This window comes from Sphingomonas melonis, from assembly GCF_013409985.1.
Lineage (GTDB): Bacteria > Pseudomonadota > Alphaproteobacteria > Sphingomonadales > Sphingomonadaceae > Sphingomonas > Sphingomonas melonis_A.
In genome coordinates this window covers 158813-176706 of sequence record NZ_JACCBY010000001.1, presented here as the reverse complement: position 1 = coordinate 176706, position 17894 = coordinate 158813, and the positions used below count along the sequence as shown (strand labels likewise).

The following is a 17894-nucleotide window of genomic DNA, read 5'->3' as shown; positions in this document are numbered from 1 at the left end:
CCCCTAGCAAAGGCTTGTCGGCTCCGCAACGCCCCTTTTTCAGATTGTGCGCTTTTCGCTGTCACACGGACGCGGTAGCGCCCCGCCATGGCCAGTACCTTGCCCCGTCTGACGACCCGCGCCGAGACGCGCATGCTGCTCGCGCTCGCCTGGCCGGTGGTGCTGACCAGCCTCAACTGGACGCTGCTGCAGGTCACCGACGTGATGGTCGTCGGCCTCGTCTCGACCGAGGAGGTGGCGGCCTTGGGGGCGAGCCGCGCGCTCGGCTTCGTCGGTATCGTCACCGCCCTCGCCTGGCTGTCGGGCGTGCTGGTGATGGCGGCGCGGGCCGACGGCGCCGGCGACCTGCCGCGCACCGGCGCGGTGCTGCGCGAGGGGCTGGCGCTCGGGCTGTTGCTCGGCCTGGTGATCGGCGGCCTGTTCCTCGTCGCGGCCGAGCCGCTGCTCGCGCTGATCGGCGTCGCCGCCGACCGGGTCGACGAAAGTGCGCGCGTCGTCCGCGCCTTCGCCATCGCCTATCCGTTCCAGCTGGTGAACGTCGCCGCCGCCTTCTTCCTCGAAGGGGTCAGCCGGCCGCGTCGCGTCACCGTGGTCAATCTGTCGGTGCTGCCGGTCAACGCGCTGCTCGCCTGGGCGCTGTCGGCGGGGCATTTCGGCCTGCCGGCGCTGGGCGCGGTCGGCGCGGCGCTGGCGACGACGGTCGCCTCGCTGCTCGGCGCGATCGGCATGGTGGCGAGCGTGCTCACCCTGCCGCGGGCCCGCGAACGCGGCGTGCTGCGCGTCGATGGCGCCGCATGGCGCGCGGTGCCGCGCGGGGCGTGGGCGCTGGCGGTGTTCGGCATCGTCCCGGCCGTCGCCTCGGGTCTCGAACTCGCCGGCTTTTCGATCCTGATCGCGCTGTCGACACAACTGGGCGATGCCGCGGCGCATGCCTTCCAGATCGTGTTCGCGATGCACAATGCGACCTTTGCGGTGGCGCTCGGCCTCGGATCGGCGGCGGGGGTGCGCGCCGGCAATGCGGTGGGCGAGGGGCAGCCGGCGGCGGCGATCCGGCGTACATTGATCGCGGTCGGCCTGTCGGTGCTCGCGCTCGGGATCGGCGCCGTGATCCTCGCGGCGGCGGCACCGGCGCTGGTCGCGCTGTTCCCGGCGGCGGTGGAGGTGCATCGCATCGCCGCGGCGATGCTGCCGCGCTGGGCGCCGTTCATCGTCTTCGACGGCATCCAGGTCGTGCTGGTCTATGCGCTGCGCAGCCTCGGCGATCAGGTCGTCGCGGGCGTCAACAGCATCCTCGCCTATTTCGTCGTCACCGGCGGCGTCGGCTGGTGGCTGGTCCACCATGACGGCGGCGCGCTGGCGCTCGCCTGGGCATCGGGGATCGGGATGCTCGCCGCCGCGCTGCTGCACGGCGGCCGGTTCGCGCAGGTCAGTTCGCGGCTTCGCCGGCAAAGCTGAGTTCGAGCCGCTTCGAATTCTTCGGCACGTCGAGCTTGGCCGAGTTGAAGTCGATCGTGCCGCCGGGGTTGAGCGTGCGCTGCTGCGGCGTGATCGTCCAGCTGTAGACGATGCGACCCTGCGCATCGCGCAGTTCGGCGCGGATATCGGGGACGCGCTGGCGCTCGCTCGACGGATTGCTCACCTGGCCGCTCACCGCGAACAGTTCCGAGCCATTGTCCAGCTCGCGCCGCTCGATCGGATTGTCCTTGAGCCGCAGCGGCGATTCCTGCGCGCCGATCGGCAGCCCGATCTTGGCGAGCAGCCCCGGCGCACCGAGGAAGACGATCGCGGCGACGCCGACGATCATAAGCAGCCCGGCGAGCACCGCGATCACCGTCCAGCGTTTCGACGTATTGCGTCGCGGGCGGTGCGGCGGGCGATGCGCGAAGGCGTCGTAATCGGGCGCGGGCAGCACCGATTCGGGCATGGCGGCGGCGCGCGGCGACGGAATCGCCGCCGGTTCGAGGAAGGCGGGCCGGTCCGTCTCGTCGTCGATCGTCGTCGGTGGCGCCGATTCGACGGCTGGCTCTGCCACCGGCGGGGCCGGGGGCGGGGCCGGTTCAGGCTCGGGCGGTGGCGGATCCTGGAACCAGCTGTGCCGGCAATTGGCGCAGCGCACGGTCCGGCCTTCGGTGCCGATCGCGCTGTCGGGCACCAGATAGCGGGTGCTGCATTCGGGACATTCGAGGATCATGCGCAACGCTTTACGGACGGGTGCCGGAACCATGACCGGGACTGCGTGCGATTCTAAGCACGTGAGCCGCCCGCGTGGCAAGCTTGAAGCCGCGCGCCGCCCATGCGAAGGCTGCGCACGCGGCCCACCGACGGCCCGAGACACCTCAGACGGAGCGGTTGCGGCCAGGCGCATGGCAAATATCGTGCAGTTCGAAAATGTTGGGCTGCGATATGGGGCCGGGGAGGAAACCCTGTCCGACATCAGCTTCACGCTGGGCAGCGGCGCCTTCTACTTTCTCACCGGCGCCAGCGGCGCGGGCAAGACCTCGCTGTTGCGCCTGCTCTATCTGGCGCAGCGGCCGAGCCGCGGCATCATCCGCCTGTTCGGCGAGGATGCGGTGACGATGCCGCGCGACCGCCTGCCCGGATTCCGCCGCCGGATCGGCGTCGTGTTCCAGGATTTCCGCCTCGTCCCGCATCTGTCGGCATGGGACAATATCGCGCTGCCGCTGCGCGTCGCCGGCGTGTCCGAGGACGATATCGAGCAGCCGGTGCGCGAGATGCTCGGCTGGGTCGGGCTCGGCGCGCGTGCCGAGGCGCGGCCGGCGACGCTGTCGGGCGGCGAGCAGCAGCGCGTCGCCATCGCGCGCGCGGTGATCGGCCGGCCCGAGGTGCTGGTCGCCGACGAGCCGACCGGCAACGTCGACGCGGAAATGGCCGACCGGCTGATCCACCTGTTCGAATCGCTCAACACGCTCGGCACGACGGTGGTCGTCGCGACCCACGACGTCCAGCTGCTCGGCCGCGTGCCGAGCGCGCAGATGATGCGGCTCGACAAGGGCCGACTGCTCGATCCGACCGGCATGCTCCGCTACCCCCCGCCCCGGCGGAGGCTGGAATGAGCGGCGCGGACCGGCGCGTGTTCGACGAGGCGGGCGGGCTGCGCGCGATGACCTGGGTGATGGCGATCATGCTGTTCCTCACGCTGCTCGCCGCCGCGCTCGGGCTCGGCACCCGCCAGTCGGCGCAGGCGCTCGAACGCCAGCTCGCCGGCCGTCTCACCGTGCAGGTGGTCGAGGGCAGCCCCGCCACCCGCGACGCGCTGGCCCGGCGCACGCTCGCCGCGCTGCGCACGCTGCCGCAGGTGCGCCGCGCGACGCTGGTCGACCGCGCCGAACTGACCCGCACGCTCGCCCCCTGGCTGGGCGACGTCGGCGACGACGCCGACCTGCCGGTGCCGGCGATGATCGACGTCGATCTCACTCCCGGCGCCGCGCCGGACGCGGTGATCGCGGCGGCCAAGCGGATCAGCGCGGCGAGCCGCGTCGACCGGCATCAGCGCTGGATGTCGCCGGTCAGCGGCTTCCTCGATACGCTGACCTGGCTGGCCTTTGGGCTCGTGCTGCTGATGCTCGCCGCGACCGGCGCGGTCGTCGTGCTCGCCGCGCGCGCGGGACTGGAGACGCATCGCGCGACGATCGAGGTGATGCACATGCTCGGCTCGACCGATGTCCAGGTCGCGCGGCTGTTCCAGCGGCGGATCGCGCTCGACGCGGCGCTCGGCGGGGTCGCCGGCGGTGCGGCGGCGCTCGCGGTGCTCCTGTTCCTCGGCACGCGGCTGGCGGCGCTGGGGTCGGAGCTGCTCGGCGGCATCACCCTCGATGCGGGCGACTGGGGGCTGCTGGTGCTGGTGCCGGTCGGCTTCGTCGCATTGGCCACGCTGGCGGCGCGGATCACCGTCGTCGCGGCGCTGAGGCGGTCGCTGTGATCGTGCGGCTGTTCGGTCTGGCGGCGCTCGCCTGGTGCCTCGGCTTCGCGGCATTCATGCTGCTGCTGCCCAAGCCGCTCGCCCCCAACACCACCGATGCGATCGTCGTGCCGACCGGCGGCGCGGGGCGGATCGACCGCGGTATTGCCTTGCTCCAGGCACGGCAGGCGCGGCGGATGCTCGTCACCGGCGTGGCGCCGGGCGTGCGGCCGATCGATCTCGCCCGCGAATACAAGGTGCCGGTCGCGCTGTTCGACTGCTGCATCGATCTCGGCGCCGATGCGGTCGACACCCGCTCGAACGCCGAGGAGACCGCCGCCTGGGTCAAGACGCATGGCTATCGCACCGTCCGCCTCGTCACCTCCGACTGGCACGTGCCGCGTGCGCGCATGGAGCTGGCGGCGGCGATGGGGCGGCAGGTGCAGGTGCTCGGCGACGGCGTGCCCAGCACGCCGCGGCTCGGCACCCTGGTGAACGAATACAACAAACTGATCCTGCGGCGCGTGGCGCTGTGGCTGGGGGTAGGGGCATGAACCGGCTGCGTACGATCCTGTTCGAGATGGTCTTCTACGCGCTGTCGGTGCCGATCGTGCTGAGCGTGCCGGTGTCCGCGCTGTTCGGCCGGCGCGCGGTGATCCGCCATGCGCATGTCTGGGCGGCGATGCACCGGCTGCTCTACCGCACGATCATGGGCATCCGCGTCCGCGTCGAGGGGCAGGTGCCGCCCGGCACCTATTTCTTTGCCGCCAAGCATCAGGCGATGTTCGAGACGCTGGAGCTGCAATTGCTGCTCGGCGGGCCGGCGATGGTGATCAAGCGTGAACTCAGCCGCATCCCGTTCTGGGGCTGGGCGGCGATGCGATATGGCGGGATCATCGCCGATCGCGAGGCGTCGGCCAGCGCGCTGCGCTCGATGATGCGCGCCGCCAAGGCGCTCAAGGCGGAGGGGCGGTCGATCCTGATCTATCCGGAGGGCACGCGGGTCGCGCCCGGCGAGCAGCCGCCGCTGCAATCGGGCTTCGCCGGCCTCTATCGCGCGCTCGGCCTGCCGGTGGTGCCGATCGCGCTCGACACCGGTCTGGTCTGGCCCAGACACGGCGCCAAGCGCCCCGGCATCGTCACCATCCGGATCGGCGAGGTGATCCCGCCCGGCCTGCCGCGCGAGGAGATCGAGGCGCGGGTCCATGCCGCGATCAACGTGCTCGACCGCGGGCGCGCGGAATTGGAAGTGGTGAAAGTGCCGCCCGCGGCGTAGGATAGCCGGGTCAACTATAAGGTGACCCATGTCCGACGATTTCTACCGCATCAAGCGCCTGCCGCCCTATGTCATCGCCGAAGTCAACGGCATGCGGGCCGCGGCGCGCGCGGCGGGCGAGGACATCATCGATCTCGGCATGGGCAATCCCGATCTGCCGCCGCCCGCCCACGTCCTCGACAAGCTGATCGAGGTGACGCGCAAGCCCGACGCGCATGGCTATTCGCAGTCCAAGGGCATTCCCGGCCTGCGCCGCGCCCAGGCCAATTATTACGGCCGCCGCTTCGGCGTCGACCTCGATCCCGAGACCGAGGTGGTGGTGACGATGGGGTCGAAGGAGGGGCTGGCCAGCCTCGCCACCGCGATCACCGCGCCGGGTGACGTCGTGCTCGCGCCCAATCCGTCCTATCCGATCCATACCTTCGGCTTCATCATCGCCGGGGCGACGATCCGCGCGGTGCCGACGACGCCCGACGAAGCCTATTTCGAGAGCCTGGAGCGCGCGATGGCGTTCACCGTGCCGCGGCCGTCGGTGCTGGTGGTGAACTATCCGTCCAACCCCACCGCCGAGGCGGTCGACCTCGCCTTCTACGAGCGGCTGGTGGCCTGGGCGAAGGAGAACCAGGTCTGGATCATCTCCGACCTCGCCTATTCGGAACTGTATTACGACGGCAATCCGACCCCCTCGATCCTCCAGGTCAAGGGCGCCAAGGACGTCGCGGTCGAATTCACCTCGCTGTCCAAGACCTACAGCATGGCCGGCTGGCGGATCGGCTTCGCGGTCGGCAATGCCCGGCTGATCGCCGCGATGACGCGGGTGAAATCGTATCTCGATTACGGCGCGTTCACCCCGATCCAGGCGGCGGCCTGCGCCGCGCTCAACGGCCCGCAGGACATCGTCGAGAAGAACCGTCAGCTCTACCACAAGCGCCGCGACGTGCTGGTCGAGAGCTTCGGCCGGGCAGGGTGGGACATCCCGCCGCCGCGCGCGTCGATGTTCGCCTGGGCGCCGCTGCCGCCCGCGGTCGCGCATCTCGGCAGTCTCGAATTCTCCAAGCAATTGCTCACCCATGCGCAGGTCGCGGTGGCGCCGGGCGTCGGCTATGGCGAGAACGGCGAGGGCTTCGTCCGCATCGCGCTGGTCGAGAACGAGCAGCGGCTGCGTCAGGCGGCGCGCAACGTGAAGCGCTACCTCCAGTCGATGGGCGTCAACACGCCGAGCCGGACCGCGGGCTGATGCTGCTGCACGACCGCGCCGCCGGCACGGCGACCGGCGGCGCGCGTGAGGGCTTCGCCTTCGCGACGCGCTTCCGCGTCCGCTATGCCGAGATCGACGGGCAGAAGGTCGTCTTCAACTCGCGCTACCTCGAATATGCCGATGTCGCTGCGACCGAATTCTGGGACTGGACCGGCATCGGCGCGGCGCTCGGCCCGGTGTGGCAGCAGCTCGAATTCCACGTCCGCAAGGCGGAGGTCGATTATCTCCGCCCGTTCGTCTGGGGCGACACCGTCGCCGCTTATGTCCGGATCGCGCGGCTCGGCGGCACCAGCATGACGATCGCGATGGATCTGGCGCACGGTACGACCGGCGACCTGCATGCGACGGTGTCGCTGGTCATGGTCAACGTCCATCTGCCGACCGGGCGGCCTGCCGCGATTCCAGAGCCGGTGCGGGCGTTTCTGGAGGCGGTGTAGGAAACCCCATTCCTCCCCCGAATGGGGAGGGGGACCAGCGAAGCTGGTGGAGGGGGGCTTCCACAGCCGCCCTCTCTTGAGGAGGGCCCCCTCCACCACGCCGCTGCGCGGCGCGGTCCCCCTCCCCGTGCCGGGGAGGAATGGCCTTATCGCGCCGCCATCATCAGCGCCGCGGTCGCCTTGGCGCTCCCGACCACGCCCGGAATACCGGCGCCCGGATGCGTGCCCGCCCCGACGAAATACAGATTGGGGATATGGTCGTCGCGATTGTGGACGCGGAAATAAGCGCTTTGCGTCAGCACCGGCTCAAGGCTGAAGGCGCTGCCGAGATGCGCCTTCAGGTCGGTGGCGAAATCGTTCGGCGCATAGCTGAACTTGGTGACGATCCGCTCGTGGATGTCGGGGATCAGCCGCCGGCCGACCTCGTCGAGGATGCGCTTCTCCAGGATCGGGCCGACCTCGTTCCAGTCGACCGGGAACTTGCCCATGTGCGGCACCGGCGCGAGGGCATAGAAGGTCGAATGCCCCTCCGGCGCGAGGCTCGGGTCCGTCACGGTCGGGTGGTGCAGATACAGCGAGAAATCCTGCGCCAGCACGCCGTGATCGTAGATGTCGGCGAGCAGCTCCTTATAGCGCGGCCCGAACAGGATCATGTGGTGCGGGATGCCGGGCCAGGTGCCCTTGATCCCGAAATGCACGACGAACAGCGACGGCGAATAACTCTTGCGCTCCAGCCGCGCCTTGGTGCGCTGCGCACTGCGTGAGCCGCTCAGCAGGTCGCGATAGGTGTGCATGATGTCGCTGTTCGCCGCGATCGCGTCGGCCTGCGCCTCCCAGCCGCTGGCGCAGCGCACGCCGGTGGCGCGGTCGCCCAATGTCTCGATCGAGGCGACGGGGTCGCCCAGCCGCAGCGTGCCGCCGATCCGCTGGAAATGCGCGACCAGCCCGGCGATCAGCCGGTTGGTGCCGCCGCGTGCGAACCACACGCCGCCATCGCGCTCCAATTTGTGGATCAGCGCATAGATCGCGCTCGTCGTCATCGGATTGCCGCCGACCAGCAGCGTATGGAAGCTCAGCGCCTCGCGCAGCTTCTCGTTCTGCACGTATTTCGACACGATCGAATAGACCGAGCGCCACGCCTGATATTTGGCGAGCGCCGGCGCCGCCTTGATCATCGACGCGAAGTCGAGGAACGCGACATGGCCGAGCTTCTCATAGCCCTCGCGATAGACGCCCTCGGCATATTCGAGGAACTTGTGATAGCCGGCGATGTCGGCCGGGTTGAGCTTGCCGATCTCGCGCTGCAGCAGCGCCTCGTCGTTGGTGTAATCGAAATTGGTGCCGTCGACCCAGTTGAGCCGGTAGAAGGGCGTCACCGGCTCCAGCGTCACGTCCTCGGCCATGTCGCGCCCCGTCAGCGCCCACAATTCCTGCAGGCAGGCGGGATCGGTGATGACGGTCGGGCCGGCGTCGAAGGTGAAGCCGTCGCGCTCCCAATAATAGGCCCGGCCGCCGGGCTTGTCGCGCGACTCGACGATGGTCGTCGCGATTCCGGCCGATTGCAGGCGGATCGCGAGCGCCAGCCCGCCGAATCCCGCTCCGATGACGATCGCCGACTTCATGTTCGTTTCCATTCCTCTGTGCGGGTTACCGCCATGCCGTCGTTCGCAGGACCCTGATCGCACTGCCCACCGGCACCGGTGGTTTGCCCGTCAAAATCCGTATCTTGTCCTTGAGACTGGATCGCCCCGCATAGAAGCGGGTGATCAGCGTCGGGTCGAGACGGTAGAAGCGCTCGATGATGCGCCAACGTTCCGCCGGATCGCCCGCACGGAACATCATCGCGCTCAGCATGCGATAGAAGGCGCCGTGCCGCCAGGTGGCGCGGGCGTAATCATGGGTGAACGCCGCCAGCGCCTTGCCCGACAGGTCGCTCTGCTCGGCCAGCCGCACCGCCAGCCGCACCGCATCGGGGAGCGAATAGCCGGTGGTCGGCTGGAACAGCCCCGCGCGCATCCCCGCCTTGGCGACATGCACGCCGCTCGACCGCCAATAGGCTTCGAAATCGCCGCCCAGGGTGATCGGCAGCACCCCCGCCTCGGTGCGCAGCACGCTGTCGACGTGCCAGCCACGGCCCGCGGCATAGGCTGCGATGCGCAGCCCCAGCGCGGCGCGGTCGACGTCCGGCGTGTCGCTGTAATAGGTGTCCTCGACGAACATCCGGTTTGCGGCGAAGGGCAGGCAATAGACGAAGCGATAGCCGTCGATCTGCGCGACGGTCGCGTCCATCACCCGCGGTCCGGCGGCGCCGTGCGGCGCGTGCAGCAGCAGCTCCTGCCCGACGAACTTCTGCCAGCCGAGGTCGAGCAGCGACAGGTCGCCCGGCCCGCGACAGTCGATCACGCCTTTGGCTTCGATCCGGTCGCCATCGGCGAGCACCACCGCGGTCGCCGAGGCGGCGAGCACCTTGCGGCCGAGCATCGCCGTCTGCGGCGGCAGCGTCGCGCGGATCACCGCATGCAGCCGCTCGCTCGTCACCGAATGATAGGTCGCGTCGATCTGGCGCGTCAGATTGGGAAAGGCGACGTCATAGCCCTGCCAGTCATGCACGGTCAGCGGCGCGACCAGCCAGCGGTCCTGCGGCGCGATGTCGCTGCCGAAGAACGACCAGACGTGGTCGCCGCCGAGGTGCGGCGCCGCCTCGACGATCCGCACGTCGAGCCCGGGCCGCCGCGCGTGCAGCGCCAGCGCGATCAGGCCGCCGGCGAGGCCGCCGCCGACGATCGCCACGTCGCAAGGGATGGTCGAGCCCATGGCTGCGCCTACCGCAAAGCGGGCGGCGCGAGAACCGGATTTTCCGTTGCTGCGTTCGGCGCTAGCCTGTCGGGATGATGCCGCCTGTCCTCACCACCGATCGCCTGATCCTCAGCGTCCACCGGCCGGTCGATCTCGACGCGCTCGCCGCCTTGTGGGCGCATCCCGGCGTGTTCGGCATGATCGGCGGCGTCGCGCGCAGCCGCGAGGAGGTATGGATCCGCCTGCTGCGCTCGATCGGCCAGTGGCAGGCGTTCGGCTATGGCAGCTGGGTGGTCCGCGACCGTGGCGGCGGCTTCGTCGGCGAACTCGGCCTGCTCGAGGCGCAGCGCGCGATCGACCCGCCGCTCGCGCTGCCCGAGGTGGGCTGGACGCTCTCGCCGGCGCTGCACGGCCGCGGCTATGCCGGCGAGGCGCTGGCGGCGGTGTTCGGCTGGACGGCGGCGCAGGGTATCACCCGGACGACCTGCATCATCGACCCCGGCAACGCGCCCTCGCTTCGCTTGGCGGCGCGGCTGGGGTACGGGTTGGTGCGCGAGGCGGACTATAAGGGACGACCGATACACGTGTTCGAACGCTGACACCTTGCCTTGGCGGGCTGGGCTGTCGCTCATCGACGTTCATGCTGGCCCGGCTCTCTCCAAGCTCGTCCCGTCACCCCGGACCCGTTCCGGGGTCCACCCAGCCGCAAGAGAATGGTGTCGAATCAAGCCTTTTCCCCCGCCGCAGAGTGGACTCCGGAACAAGTCCGGGGTGACGGCTGTGATGAGGAAACCGATCGAACCTCACCACCCCGGCCATATGCGATCGCCCTGCCCGCAAGGGGCGCGCGGCGAAGCCGTGACGGAGGGGAACGCCACCGAAGACGTTGCTTACCTCCCCCTCCGTCATGCCTGCGGCATGCCACCTCCCCCTGGCGGGGGAGGACTTACTCCAAACCCCCAATGTCGATCCGGCTGCCACACCGCGCCGCGCCGCGCCGCGCCGCGCCACGCCGCGCCGCTTCCGCCATATCCCCGCCGGCGGAAATCCGCTAAGTCCTGCGACATGCTGCTCGCCGTCACCCTGTCCGCGCTGGCGATGACGATGATCGTCGGCGTGCGCTATCTCCTCGTTTCCGGGGCGTTCGCCGCGGCGACGCGGCTGCGTCATCCCGGCCTCTATCGCGGGCTCGATGCGCAGATGCGGCGCGAGATCGCGTGGAGCCTCGCCTCCGCGGCGATCTACGGCATCCCCGCCGGCGTGCTCGCCTGGGGGTGGCAGGCGCATGGCTGGACGCGCGTCTATCGCGACCTCCACGCCTATCCCCTGTGGTACTGGCCGGTGTCGATCCTGCTCTACCTCGTCCTTCACGACACCTGGTTCTACTGGACGCATCGCTGGATGCATCGACCGGCGGTGTTCAAGGCGGCGCATGCCGTCCACCATGCCAGCCGCCCGCCGACCGCCTGGGCGGCGATGGCCTTCCACCCGATCGAGGCGCTGACCGGCGCTGTGGTAATTCCGTTACTGGTGCTGGCAATTCCGATCCATGTCGCCGCTCTGGGCTTCGTGCTGACGACTATGACGGTTATGGGCGTAACCAATCACATGGGCTGGGAGGTTTTCCCGCGGTTCATGTGGCGGGGGCCATTGGGCGGCTGGCTGATCACCGCCAGCCACCACCAGCGGCACCATGAGCAATATGGATGTAACTATGGGCTCTACTTCCGGTTCTGGGATCGCCTCTGCGGCACCGATCGCGGTGTCGGCGATTTCGCGCGCAGTCATGCCCGCGCCAAGGCGCAGGCGCAGCGCCCGGCCGGTCGCGCTCGCCGCGCTGCTGCCGGCGGCGGCGCTGGCGCTGGGCGCGGCGCCGATCGCGCGGCTTGACGTCGCCGTCAGCCAGATGCGCTCCGCCAAGGGGCTGCTGCGCGTCTGCCTGACCGCCGATCCCGACAATTTCCCGGGCTGCGTCGACGATGCCGATGCGATCACCCGCTCGGTGCCCGCCAATGCGCACACGCTGCGCTTCGACGGCCTGCCGCACGGCCAATATGCCGTCGCGGTGATTCACGACGAGAACAGCAACGCCAAGCTCGACACCTTCGCGGGCATCCCGCGCGAGGGCTTCGGCTTCTCGCGCAATCCGCCGATCCGCTTCGGCGCGCCGCGCTTCGCCGCCGCCCGTTTCGCGGTGACCGGTGATGCAAATCAGCAACAGATCAGAATGCATTACATCTTCTGATCGGTCGGCATTGGATAGGAACCGGCTCCCGCCGCGTTACGGCGTCGTAACAGGTTTGGAGCCGTCGCTTTGTCCGCCAAGTTTTTGATGCCGCTCGCGCTCGCCGCCGCTGCCGTGTACGTCACCCCGGCCGCCGCGCAGGAGGCGTCCGCCCCCGCCCAGTCCGGTGATTTCGACTTCAATCGCGATACGATCACCGTCGGTGCCGCCGGCGTCTATCTCAGCGACTACGAAGGCTCGAACGACTATCGCTTCACCGCCGCGCCGGGTGCGGTCGGTTCGATCAAGGGCTATGGCTTCGTCCTGGCCGGCAACCGGATCAGCGTCGACCTGATCCGCGACAAGCCCGGCCCCGTCTGGGACCTGCAGGCCGGCCCGATCGGCGTCGTCAACTTCAACCGCAGCAGCCTGAAGGGCATCGACGATCCGCGCGTGCGGGCGCTCGGCAAGGTCGATACCGCGATCGAGCTGGGCGGCTATGTCGGCATCGGCAAGACCGGCGTGATCACCAGCCAGTACGACCAATTGTCGGCGACGGTCAGCTATCGCCACGATGTCGCCAACGCGCATGACAGCGGCATCTGGCAGCCGAGCGTCAACTACATCACGCCGCTGAGCACCAAGATGGCGGTTGCCGTCTTCGCCTCGGCCGAGCGTGCCGGCCGCGGCTATGCCACCACCTATTTCTCGGTATCGCCGGCGCAGACGCTGGCGAGCGGCCTGCCGACCTATAATGCGCGCGCCGGCTGGAAGAATTATTCGCTCGGCGGCCTCGCGACCTATTCGCTGACCGGCAACCTGCTGAAGGGCTTCAAGATCGTCGCCGGCGGCACCTATGTCCGCATGCTCAACGGGTTCGCCGACAGTCCGCTGGTCAGCGTCGCCGGCTCGCGCAACCAGTGGCTTGGCGCGGTCGGGCTCGCCTACACCTTCTAAGCCGCACCAATCCCCTGTCGTCGTCCCGCCGAATGCCGGACGACGATAGGGGACGGGTCGCCCTTCAGCCGCTGAGCTTGCCCGTCGCCACCACCGGTCCGGTCGGCAGTCCGGTCGGCGAGCCGCCCACCGGCTCGATCGAGATCGCCAGCACCGTCTCCGCCGCCAGCGCCGGCCGTACCGCTGCCGGCACGATCAGCCGCACCGGACCCGCCGGGATCACCCCGAGCGAGCGCGGCGCATCGGTCCCGCGGATCGCCCACAATTGCGCCGAGCGCCCCGCCGGTACCGCGACACCGCCGGCGATCCGCACCGTCGCGCTGGCGGGATCGTAGGCGGCGGCGATCGGCGCGCCCTTGCCGGTCGGCGCGATCGCGGCGAGCAGCGGCGGCGGCGCCGCGACCGGCACGGGCACCGAGACGCGCACCGGCGCCGGCGCCGGGCGCAGCATCAGCATCGTCGTCATCGCCAGCAACAGGCAGGCGGCAAGGCTCGCCGCCAGCGCCAGCCCGCGCCACGGCGTCGTGTCGTTGGCGGCGACGGGCGCGATTCGCGTGGCATCCAGCGACGCCTCGACCCGCGCCGCCACCGCGTCGGGCGCCGCCACCGCCGGCCAATAGGCGAACAGCGCCCCCAGCCAGTCGCGCCACCGCTCCACCTCGGCCGCGAATCCCGGGTCGGTGGCAAGCCGGCGCAATGCCGCGTCGCGCTCGGCGCTGTCGAGCAGCCCGAGCGCCAGTTCGGCCGCGGCCATGTCGGGCAGGTGGTCGTCAGGCGTCGCCATCGAGGCATCCCTTCAGCGCGATCAGCCCGCGCCGCACCCAGCTTTTCATCGTGCCCAACGGCACCGCCTGCGCCACCGCCAGCTCGGCATAGGTCAGCCCGCCGAAAAAGGCGCTGCGGATCGCGCCGCGCTGGCGCGGTTCGATCGCCTCCAGGCAATTGTGCAGCCGCGCGCGCAGTTCGTCGTCGATCAGCGCATCGTCCTGCGCCGCGGCGGGATCGGGCAGCGCGTCCGCCTCTTCTGCCGGGGCCGTGCGTATCCGGCCATGGCGCCGCCGCCAGTCGATCGCCCGGTTGCGCGCGATCGTCGCCAGCCACGAGATCGGGCTCGCCCGTCCCGGCTGATAGGCACCCGCGCGGTGCCAGATGGTGAGATATACGTCGTGCAGCACGTCCTCGGCGCCTTGCCTGTCGTCGCAGATACGCAGGCAGATCCCGAAAAGCTTCGCCGAGGTCAGCCGATAGACGGTGCGGAAGGCGTCGCGGTCGGCGTCGCCGGTGCGGATCAGCGCCTCGACCAGCAGCGCACGCGCCGCCTGGGGGCTGGAAGGGGCGGCGGGAGACACGCGCTGTCGCTAACCCAAGTGAAGGCGGTGCGGCAATATGCCGGTGCGAACATTCCGACCATGGCGGATCATTTTGGAAAATCGACATATTGTTTCGGCGCGGTCGCATCTTTCGCGGCGTCGGCAACGTAGCTCGTCATGGTCACCGGTCGCCCGTCAACGGAATGTGGCGACGACGGCGACCGCACGAGAGTGAGGGAGGTTGCTGACGATGACCCAGACGGATCAGATCATCGAGGCGTTCGACGCACGGGCGCGACGCCGCGAGGAACGGCGCGGATTCTTCAAGAACGCGATGGGCATGGCGGCGGTCACCGCGGCCGGTGCGGCGGCGATGTCGATGGCGTCCGATGCTGCGGCACAGACGGCGATCAGCGAGGTCGACGTGCTCAACTTCGCGCTCAACCTCGAATATCTCGAGGCGCAATTCTACAGTTATGCCGCTTTCGGCACGGGCCTGCCCAACAGCCTGCTCACCGGCGGCGTCGGCACGCAGGGCCAGGTGGTGACCGGCCGCGACGCCGGCATGGCCCGCCAGGTCCAGTTCAGCGACCTCGGCATCGCCGCTTATGCGCGCGAGATCGCCGCCGACGAGGTCGCACATGTCACCTTCCTGCGCGCCGCGATCCGCGGCAGCGGCACCAGCGACGCGCTGATCGCCGCGCAGCCGACGATCGACATCTCGGGCGGCGGCGCCTTTGCGGCGGCGGCAGCGGCGAGCGGCAGCCCGGCGCTGGCCGGCTTCGATCCATACAAGGACGACGACAGCTTCCTGAAGGCCGCCTTCCTCTTCGAGGATGTCGGCGTCACCGCCTACAAGGGCGCCGCGGGCGCGCTGATCAACAACAAGACCTATCTGGAGGCGGCCGCCGGCATCCTTGCGGTCGAGGCCTATCATGCCGCCATCGTCCGCGGCGCGCTCTATGCGCGCGGCCTCGCCACGCCGATGATCGTCGCCGCGCAGAACAATGCCGCCGCGGCCACCGCGATCTCCAACCTGCGCGACTCGGTCGACGGCAGCGCCGATCTCGACCAGGACATCACGCCGATCACCGCCAATGGCGCGACCGCGTCGAACATCGTGCCGCTCGACGCCAACGGCCTCGCGTTCAGCCGGACGCCGGCCCAGGTGCTCAACATCGTCTATCTCAATCCGCGATCGGTGACCGCGGGCGGGTTCTTCCCGAACGGCATCAACAACGGGAACAGCGGGCTGCGCAGCAGCGCCGCGAACTGAGCAGGGGTGGATAGCATGACCAAGGAACTCTCCGTCCTCGCCATCGTCGAGGCCACCGCCGCGCGCCGCCGGGCGCGCCGCGCCTTCATCAAGACCGCCGCGAGCGGCGTCGCCGCGGTCGGCGGCCTGTCGCTGCTCGCCGCCTGCGGTGACGACGACGACGCGATGTCGGTGCCGTTTCCGACGCCGACGCCCACCCCGCCCGCGACCGCGGTCAGCACCGATGTCGCGGTGCTCAACTTCGCGCTCAACCTCGAATATCTCGAAGCGCAATTCTACAGCTACGCCGCATTCAACACCGGCCTGTCGCCGTCGCTGCTCACCGGCACCGGCACGCAGGGCGCGGTGATCACCGGCACGGGCGACGGCTTTCCGCGCGGCGTCAACTTCGTCGGCGAGGAGCTGATCGGCCAATATGCGCGCGAGATCGCGCGGGATGAGATCGCGCACGTCACCTTCCTGCGCTCGGCGCTCGGCAGCGCCGCCGTCGCCCAGCCGGCGATCGACATATCCGGCACCGCGTCCGGCGCCTTCACCGCCGCGGCGCGTGCGGCCGGCGTCGTGCCGATGGACGGGCTATTCGATCCCTATGCCAGTCCGATCAACTTCCTGCTCGCCGCCTATATCTTCGAGGATATCGGCGTCACCGCCTACAAGGGCGCCTCGCCGGTGATCTCGGCGATGTACCTCGACGCGGCGGCGGGGATCCTGGCGGCGGAGGCCTATCACGCCGGCCTGGTACGCTCGATCCTCTACAGCCGCGGCATCACCAACACCGATCTGATCACCGCGACCACCCAGATCTCGGCCGCGCGCGATCTGCTCGACGGCAGCGGCGGCGGCACCGCGGGCGACACCGACGAGGGGATCGCCGGCACCAATATCGGCAAGTCCAATGCGGTGTCGAACATCGTCCCCGCCGATGCCAATGCGATCGCCTACAGCCGCACCGTGCAGCAGGTGCACAACATCGCCTATCTCAACCTGAAGGGGGCAAACCGCACGCGCGGCGGCTTTTTCCCAGCGGGCACCAACAATCCCAACCCCGCCTTCACGGTCGGGCTGGGCTGAGCCAGCGGCCTCACCGGGTTGGCCGGCGGCTCCTTCCGCGCCGGCCGGCACAGGGTCCTCCCCCGATCGCGTATCGGGGGAGGATTTTTTCTGCGCGCCGCCGCCGTTCCGTCGTGCCGCCGCCGATTTCCGCCGCGTGCGGGCTTGACGCCTTCCCCCGGATGCGGAACGGCAAGGCCATCCTGGGCGGCCCGCAGACCGCCCGCGCGTGGGAGGAACCCGAGTAATGACCGCCCGAACCGATATCGACAGCGCCCTCGAAGCAGCGCTCGACGCGCGCGTGCAGCGCCGCAACGACCGTCGCGACTTCTTCTGCACCGCGATGGGCGCGATGGCGGTCACCGCCGCCGGTGCCTCCGCGCTGACGATCGCCGGCGCCGCCGAGGCGCAGACCGCGACCACCTATTCCGATCAGGACATCCTGAACTTCGCGCTCAACCTCGAATATCTTGAGGCGCAATTCTACGCCTTCGCGACCGGCAGCGCCGGCCTCGCCGCCTCCCTGCTCGGCGGCGCTGGCACGCCCGGCAGCGCGAACGTCAGCGGCGGCAAGCCGGTCACCTTCACCGATCAGATCCTCGCCCGCTACGCGCGGGAGATCGCCGCCGACGAGGTCGCCCACGTCACCTATCTGCGCACCGCGCTGGGCAGCAGCGCGATCGCGCAGCCGGCGCTCGACCTGTCGGTCGGCCCGAACAGCGCCTTCTCCACCGCCGCGCGCACCGCCGGTCTGATCAAGCAGGGCGAGACCTTCGACCAGTACGGCAGCGAGGACAATTTCCTGCTCGCCGCCTATCTGTTCGAGGATGTCGGCGTCACCGCCTACAAGGGCGCCGCGCCGCTGCTCACCAAGACCTATATCGAGGCCGCCGCCGGCATCCTCGCGGTCGAGGCCTATCACGCCGCGACGATCCGCGGCGAGCTGTTCCGCCGCGGCTCGGTCAGCGGTTCGGCGCTGTTCGGCAGCGCCACCGCCATCTCCGACGCGCGCGACAGCCTCGACGGCGGCACCGAGATCGATCAGGGCATCGCGCCGATCACCATCACGCCGGGGGCGCCGACGCCGACGCCGACCCCGACGGGCACCGCGACGCCGACCCCCACGCCAACACCGACGCCGACGCCCACGCCGACGCCGACGGCGTCGCCCACCCCGACCCCGCAGCCCTATACGGTGTCCAACATCGTGCCGGCGGATGCCAACGCGATCGCCTACAGCCGCACCCCCAATCAGGTGCTCAACATCGTCTATCTCAACGCCGCGGCGGCGAGCACGGGCGGTTTCTTCCCCGCCGGCCTCAACGGCACGATCAAGGCGGCGACCGCCTCCTGATCCCGCCGTCCGTACCACACGCTTCCAGGGGATAGAC

19 protein-coding genes are annotated in these 17894 nt (G+C 69.8%); 14 read left to right on the top strand and 5 right to left on the bottom strand.

The window, feature by feature from the left end; all coding sequences use genetic code 11:
* Positions 1–87: 87 nt before the first annotated feature.
* Entirely contained in the window at positions 88–1455 is a 1368-nt protein-coding gene (locus tag HD841_RS00890) for an MATE family efflux transporter (RefSeq protein ID WP_179507014.1), read from the top strand.
* Here the strand turns inward: HD841_RS00890 and HD841_RS00885 are convergent.
* Positions 1427–2191 (bottom strand): MJ0042-type zinc finger domain-containing protein, encoded by a 765-nt coding sequence (locus HD841_RS00885; RefSeq protein ID WP_179507013.1) that lies wholly within the window; start codon positions 2189–2191, stop codon positions 1427–1429. The genes HD841_RS00890 and HD841_RS00885 overlap by 29 nt on opposite strands.
* A 172-nt stretch (positions 2192–2363) precedes the next feature.
* Between HD841_RS00885 and ftsE the strand changes: the two genes are divergently transcribed.
* The 6 genes from ftsE to HD841_RS00855 are packed head-to-tail and all read left to right on the top strand — an operon-like array spanning position 2364 to position 6890.
* Entirely contained in the window at positions 2364–3074 is a 711-nt protein-coding gene (gene ftsE / locus HD841_RS00880; protein WP_179507012.1) for a cell division ATP-binding protein FtsE, read from the top strand.
* Positions 3071–3940 (top strand): cell division protein FtsX, encoded by an 870-nt coding sequence (locus HD841_RS00875; RefSeq protein ID WP_179507011.1) that lies wholly within the window; start codon positions 3071–3073, stop codon positions 3938–3940. The genes ftsE and HD841_RS00875 overlap by 4 nt, the downstream gene beginning before the upstream one ends.
* Complete coding sequence (locus HD841_RS00870) at positions 3937–4473, top strand: YdcF family protein (protein ID WP_179507010.1); 537 nt, start codon at positions 3937–3939, stop codon at positions 4471–4473. The genes HD841_RS00875 and HD841_RS00870 overlap by 4 nt, the downstream gene beginning before the upstream one ends.
* Positions 4470–5195: a lysophospholipid acyltransferase family protein gene (locus HD841_RS00865; protein ID WP_179507009.1), complete on the top strand. Its 726-nt coding sequence runs from the start codon at positions 4470–4472 to the stop codon at positions 5193–5195. Before HD841_RS00870 ends, HD841_RS00865 begins: the two co-directional genes overlap by 4 nt.
* A gap of 28 nt (positions 5196–5223) precedes the next feature.
* A complete protein-coding gene (locus HD841_RS00860) occupies positions 5224–6432 on the top strand; it encodes an LL-diaminopimelate aminotransferase (RefSeq protein ID WP_179507008.1) in 1209 nt (402 codons plus the stop codon).
* On the top strand, positions 6432–6890 hold the full coding sequence (locus tag HD841_RS00855; RefSeq protein ID WP_179507007.1) for an acyl-CoA thioesterase: 459 nt from the start codon (positions 6432–6434) through the stop codon (positions 6888–6890). The genes HD841_RS00860 and HD841_RS00855 overlap by 1 nt, the downstream gene beginning before the upstream one ends.
* A 146-nt stretch (positions 6891–7036) precedes the next feature.
* Here HD841_RS00855 and HD841_RS00850 read toward each other — a convergent pair whose 3' ends face one another.
* Positions 7037–8512, bottom strand: a complete 1476-nt coding sequence (locus HD841_RS00850) for a phytoene desaturase (RefSeq protein ID WP_179507006.1) — start codon at positions 8510–8512, stop codon at positions 7037–7039.
* A 25-nt stretch (positions 8513–8537) separates the two neighbouring features.
* Positions 8538–9704: a lycopene beta-cyclase CrtY gene (crtY, locus tag HD841_RS00845; protein ID WP_179507005.1), complete on the bottom strand. Its 1167-nt coding sequence runs from the start codon at positions 9702–9704 to the stop codon at positions 8538–8540.
* 74 nt (positions 9705–9778) lie between these two features.
* On the opposite strand from crtY, the gene HD841_RS00840 reads away from it, so the two are divergent.
* The 4 genes from HD841_RS00840 (at position 9779) to HD841_RS00825 (ending at position 12867) form a co-directional block, all read left to right on the top strand.
* Positions 9779–10285 carry a GNAT family N-acetyltransferase gene (locus tag HD841_RS00840; RefSeq protein WP_179507004.1) on the top strand — a complete coding sequence of 169 codons (507 nt, stop codon included), beginning with the start codon at positions 9779–9781 and terminating at the stop codon, positions 10283–10285.
* 466 nt (positions 10286–10751) lie between these two features.
* Positions 10752–11576 (top strand): sterol desaturase family protein, encoded by an 825-nt coding sequence (locus tag HD841_RS00835; protein WP_179507003.1) that lies wholly within the window; start codon positions 10752–10754, stop codon positions 11574–11576.
* Positions 11473–11931, top strand: coding sequence for a DUF2141 domain-containing protein (locus HD841_RS00830; RefSeq protein ID WP_257015167.1), 459 nt, complete (start codon positions 11473–11475; stop codon positions 11929–11931). Before HD841_RS00835 ends, HD841_RS00830 begins: the two co-directional genes overlap by 104 nt.
* Positions 11932–12018: 87 nt before the next feature.
* Entirely contained in the window at positions 12019–12867 is an 849-nt protein-coding gene (locus HD841_RS00825) for a MipA/OmpV family protein (protein WP_179508038.1), read from the top strand.
* Between the two features lie 64 nt (positions 12868–12931).
* Here HD841_RS00825 and HD841_RS00820 read toward each other — a convergent pair whose 3' ends face one another.
* Together HD841_RS00820 and HD841_RS00815 are read right to left on the bottom strand one after the other, a co-directional pair.
* Positions 12932–13651: an anti-sigma factor gene (locus HD841_RS00820; protein ID WP_179507002.1), complete on the bottom strand. Its 720-nt coding sequence runs from the start codon at positions 13649–13651 to the stop codon at positions 12932–12934.
* On the bottom strand, positions 13638–14216 hold the full coding sequence (locus tag HD841_RS00815) for a sigma-70 family RNA polymerase sigma factor (RefSeq protein ID WP_179507001.1): 579 nt from the start codon (positions 14214–14216) through the stop codon (positions 13638–13640). The genes HD841_RS00820 and HD841_RS00815 overlap by 14 nt, the downstream gene beginning before the upstream one ends.
* Before the next feature lie 211 nt (positions 14217–14427).
* Here HD841_RS00815 and HD841_RS00810 point away from each other — a divergent pair, with 211 nt between their 5' ends.
* The 3 genes from HD841_RS00810 (at position 14428) to HD841_RS00800 (ending at position 17857) form a co-directional block, all read left to right on the top strand.
* Positions 14428–15453: a ferritin-like domain-containing protein gene (locus HD841_RS00810; RefSeq protein WP_179507000.1), complete on the top strand. Its 1026-nt coding sequence runs from the start codon at positions 14428–14430 to the stop codon at positions 15451–15453.
* A 15-nt stretch (positions 15454–15468) separates the two neighbouring features.
* The gene (locus HD841_RS00805; protein WP_179506999.1) at positions 15469–16524 is read left to right on the top strand and encodes a ferritin-like domain-containing protein; all 1056 of its coding nucleotides are present in this window, start codon (positions 15469–15471) and stop codon (positions 16522–16524) included.
* A gap of 226 nt (positions 16525–16750) precedes the next feature.
* The gene (locus HD841_RS00800; RefSeq protein WP_179506998.1) at positions 16751–17857 is read left to right on the top strand and encodes a ferritin-like domain-containing protein; all 1107 of its coding nucleotides are present in this window, start codon (positions 16751–16753) and stop codon (positions 17855–17857) included.
* The last annotated feature ends 37 nt before the right edge of the window (positions 17858–17894 follow it).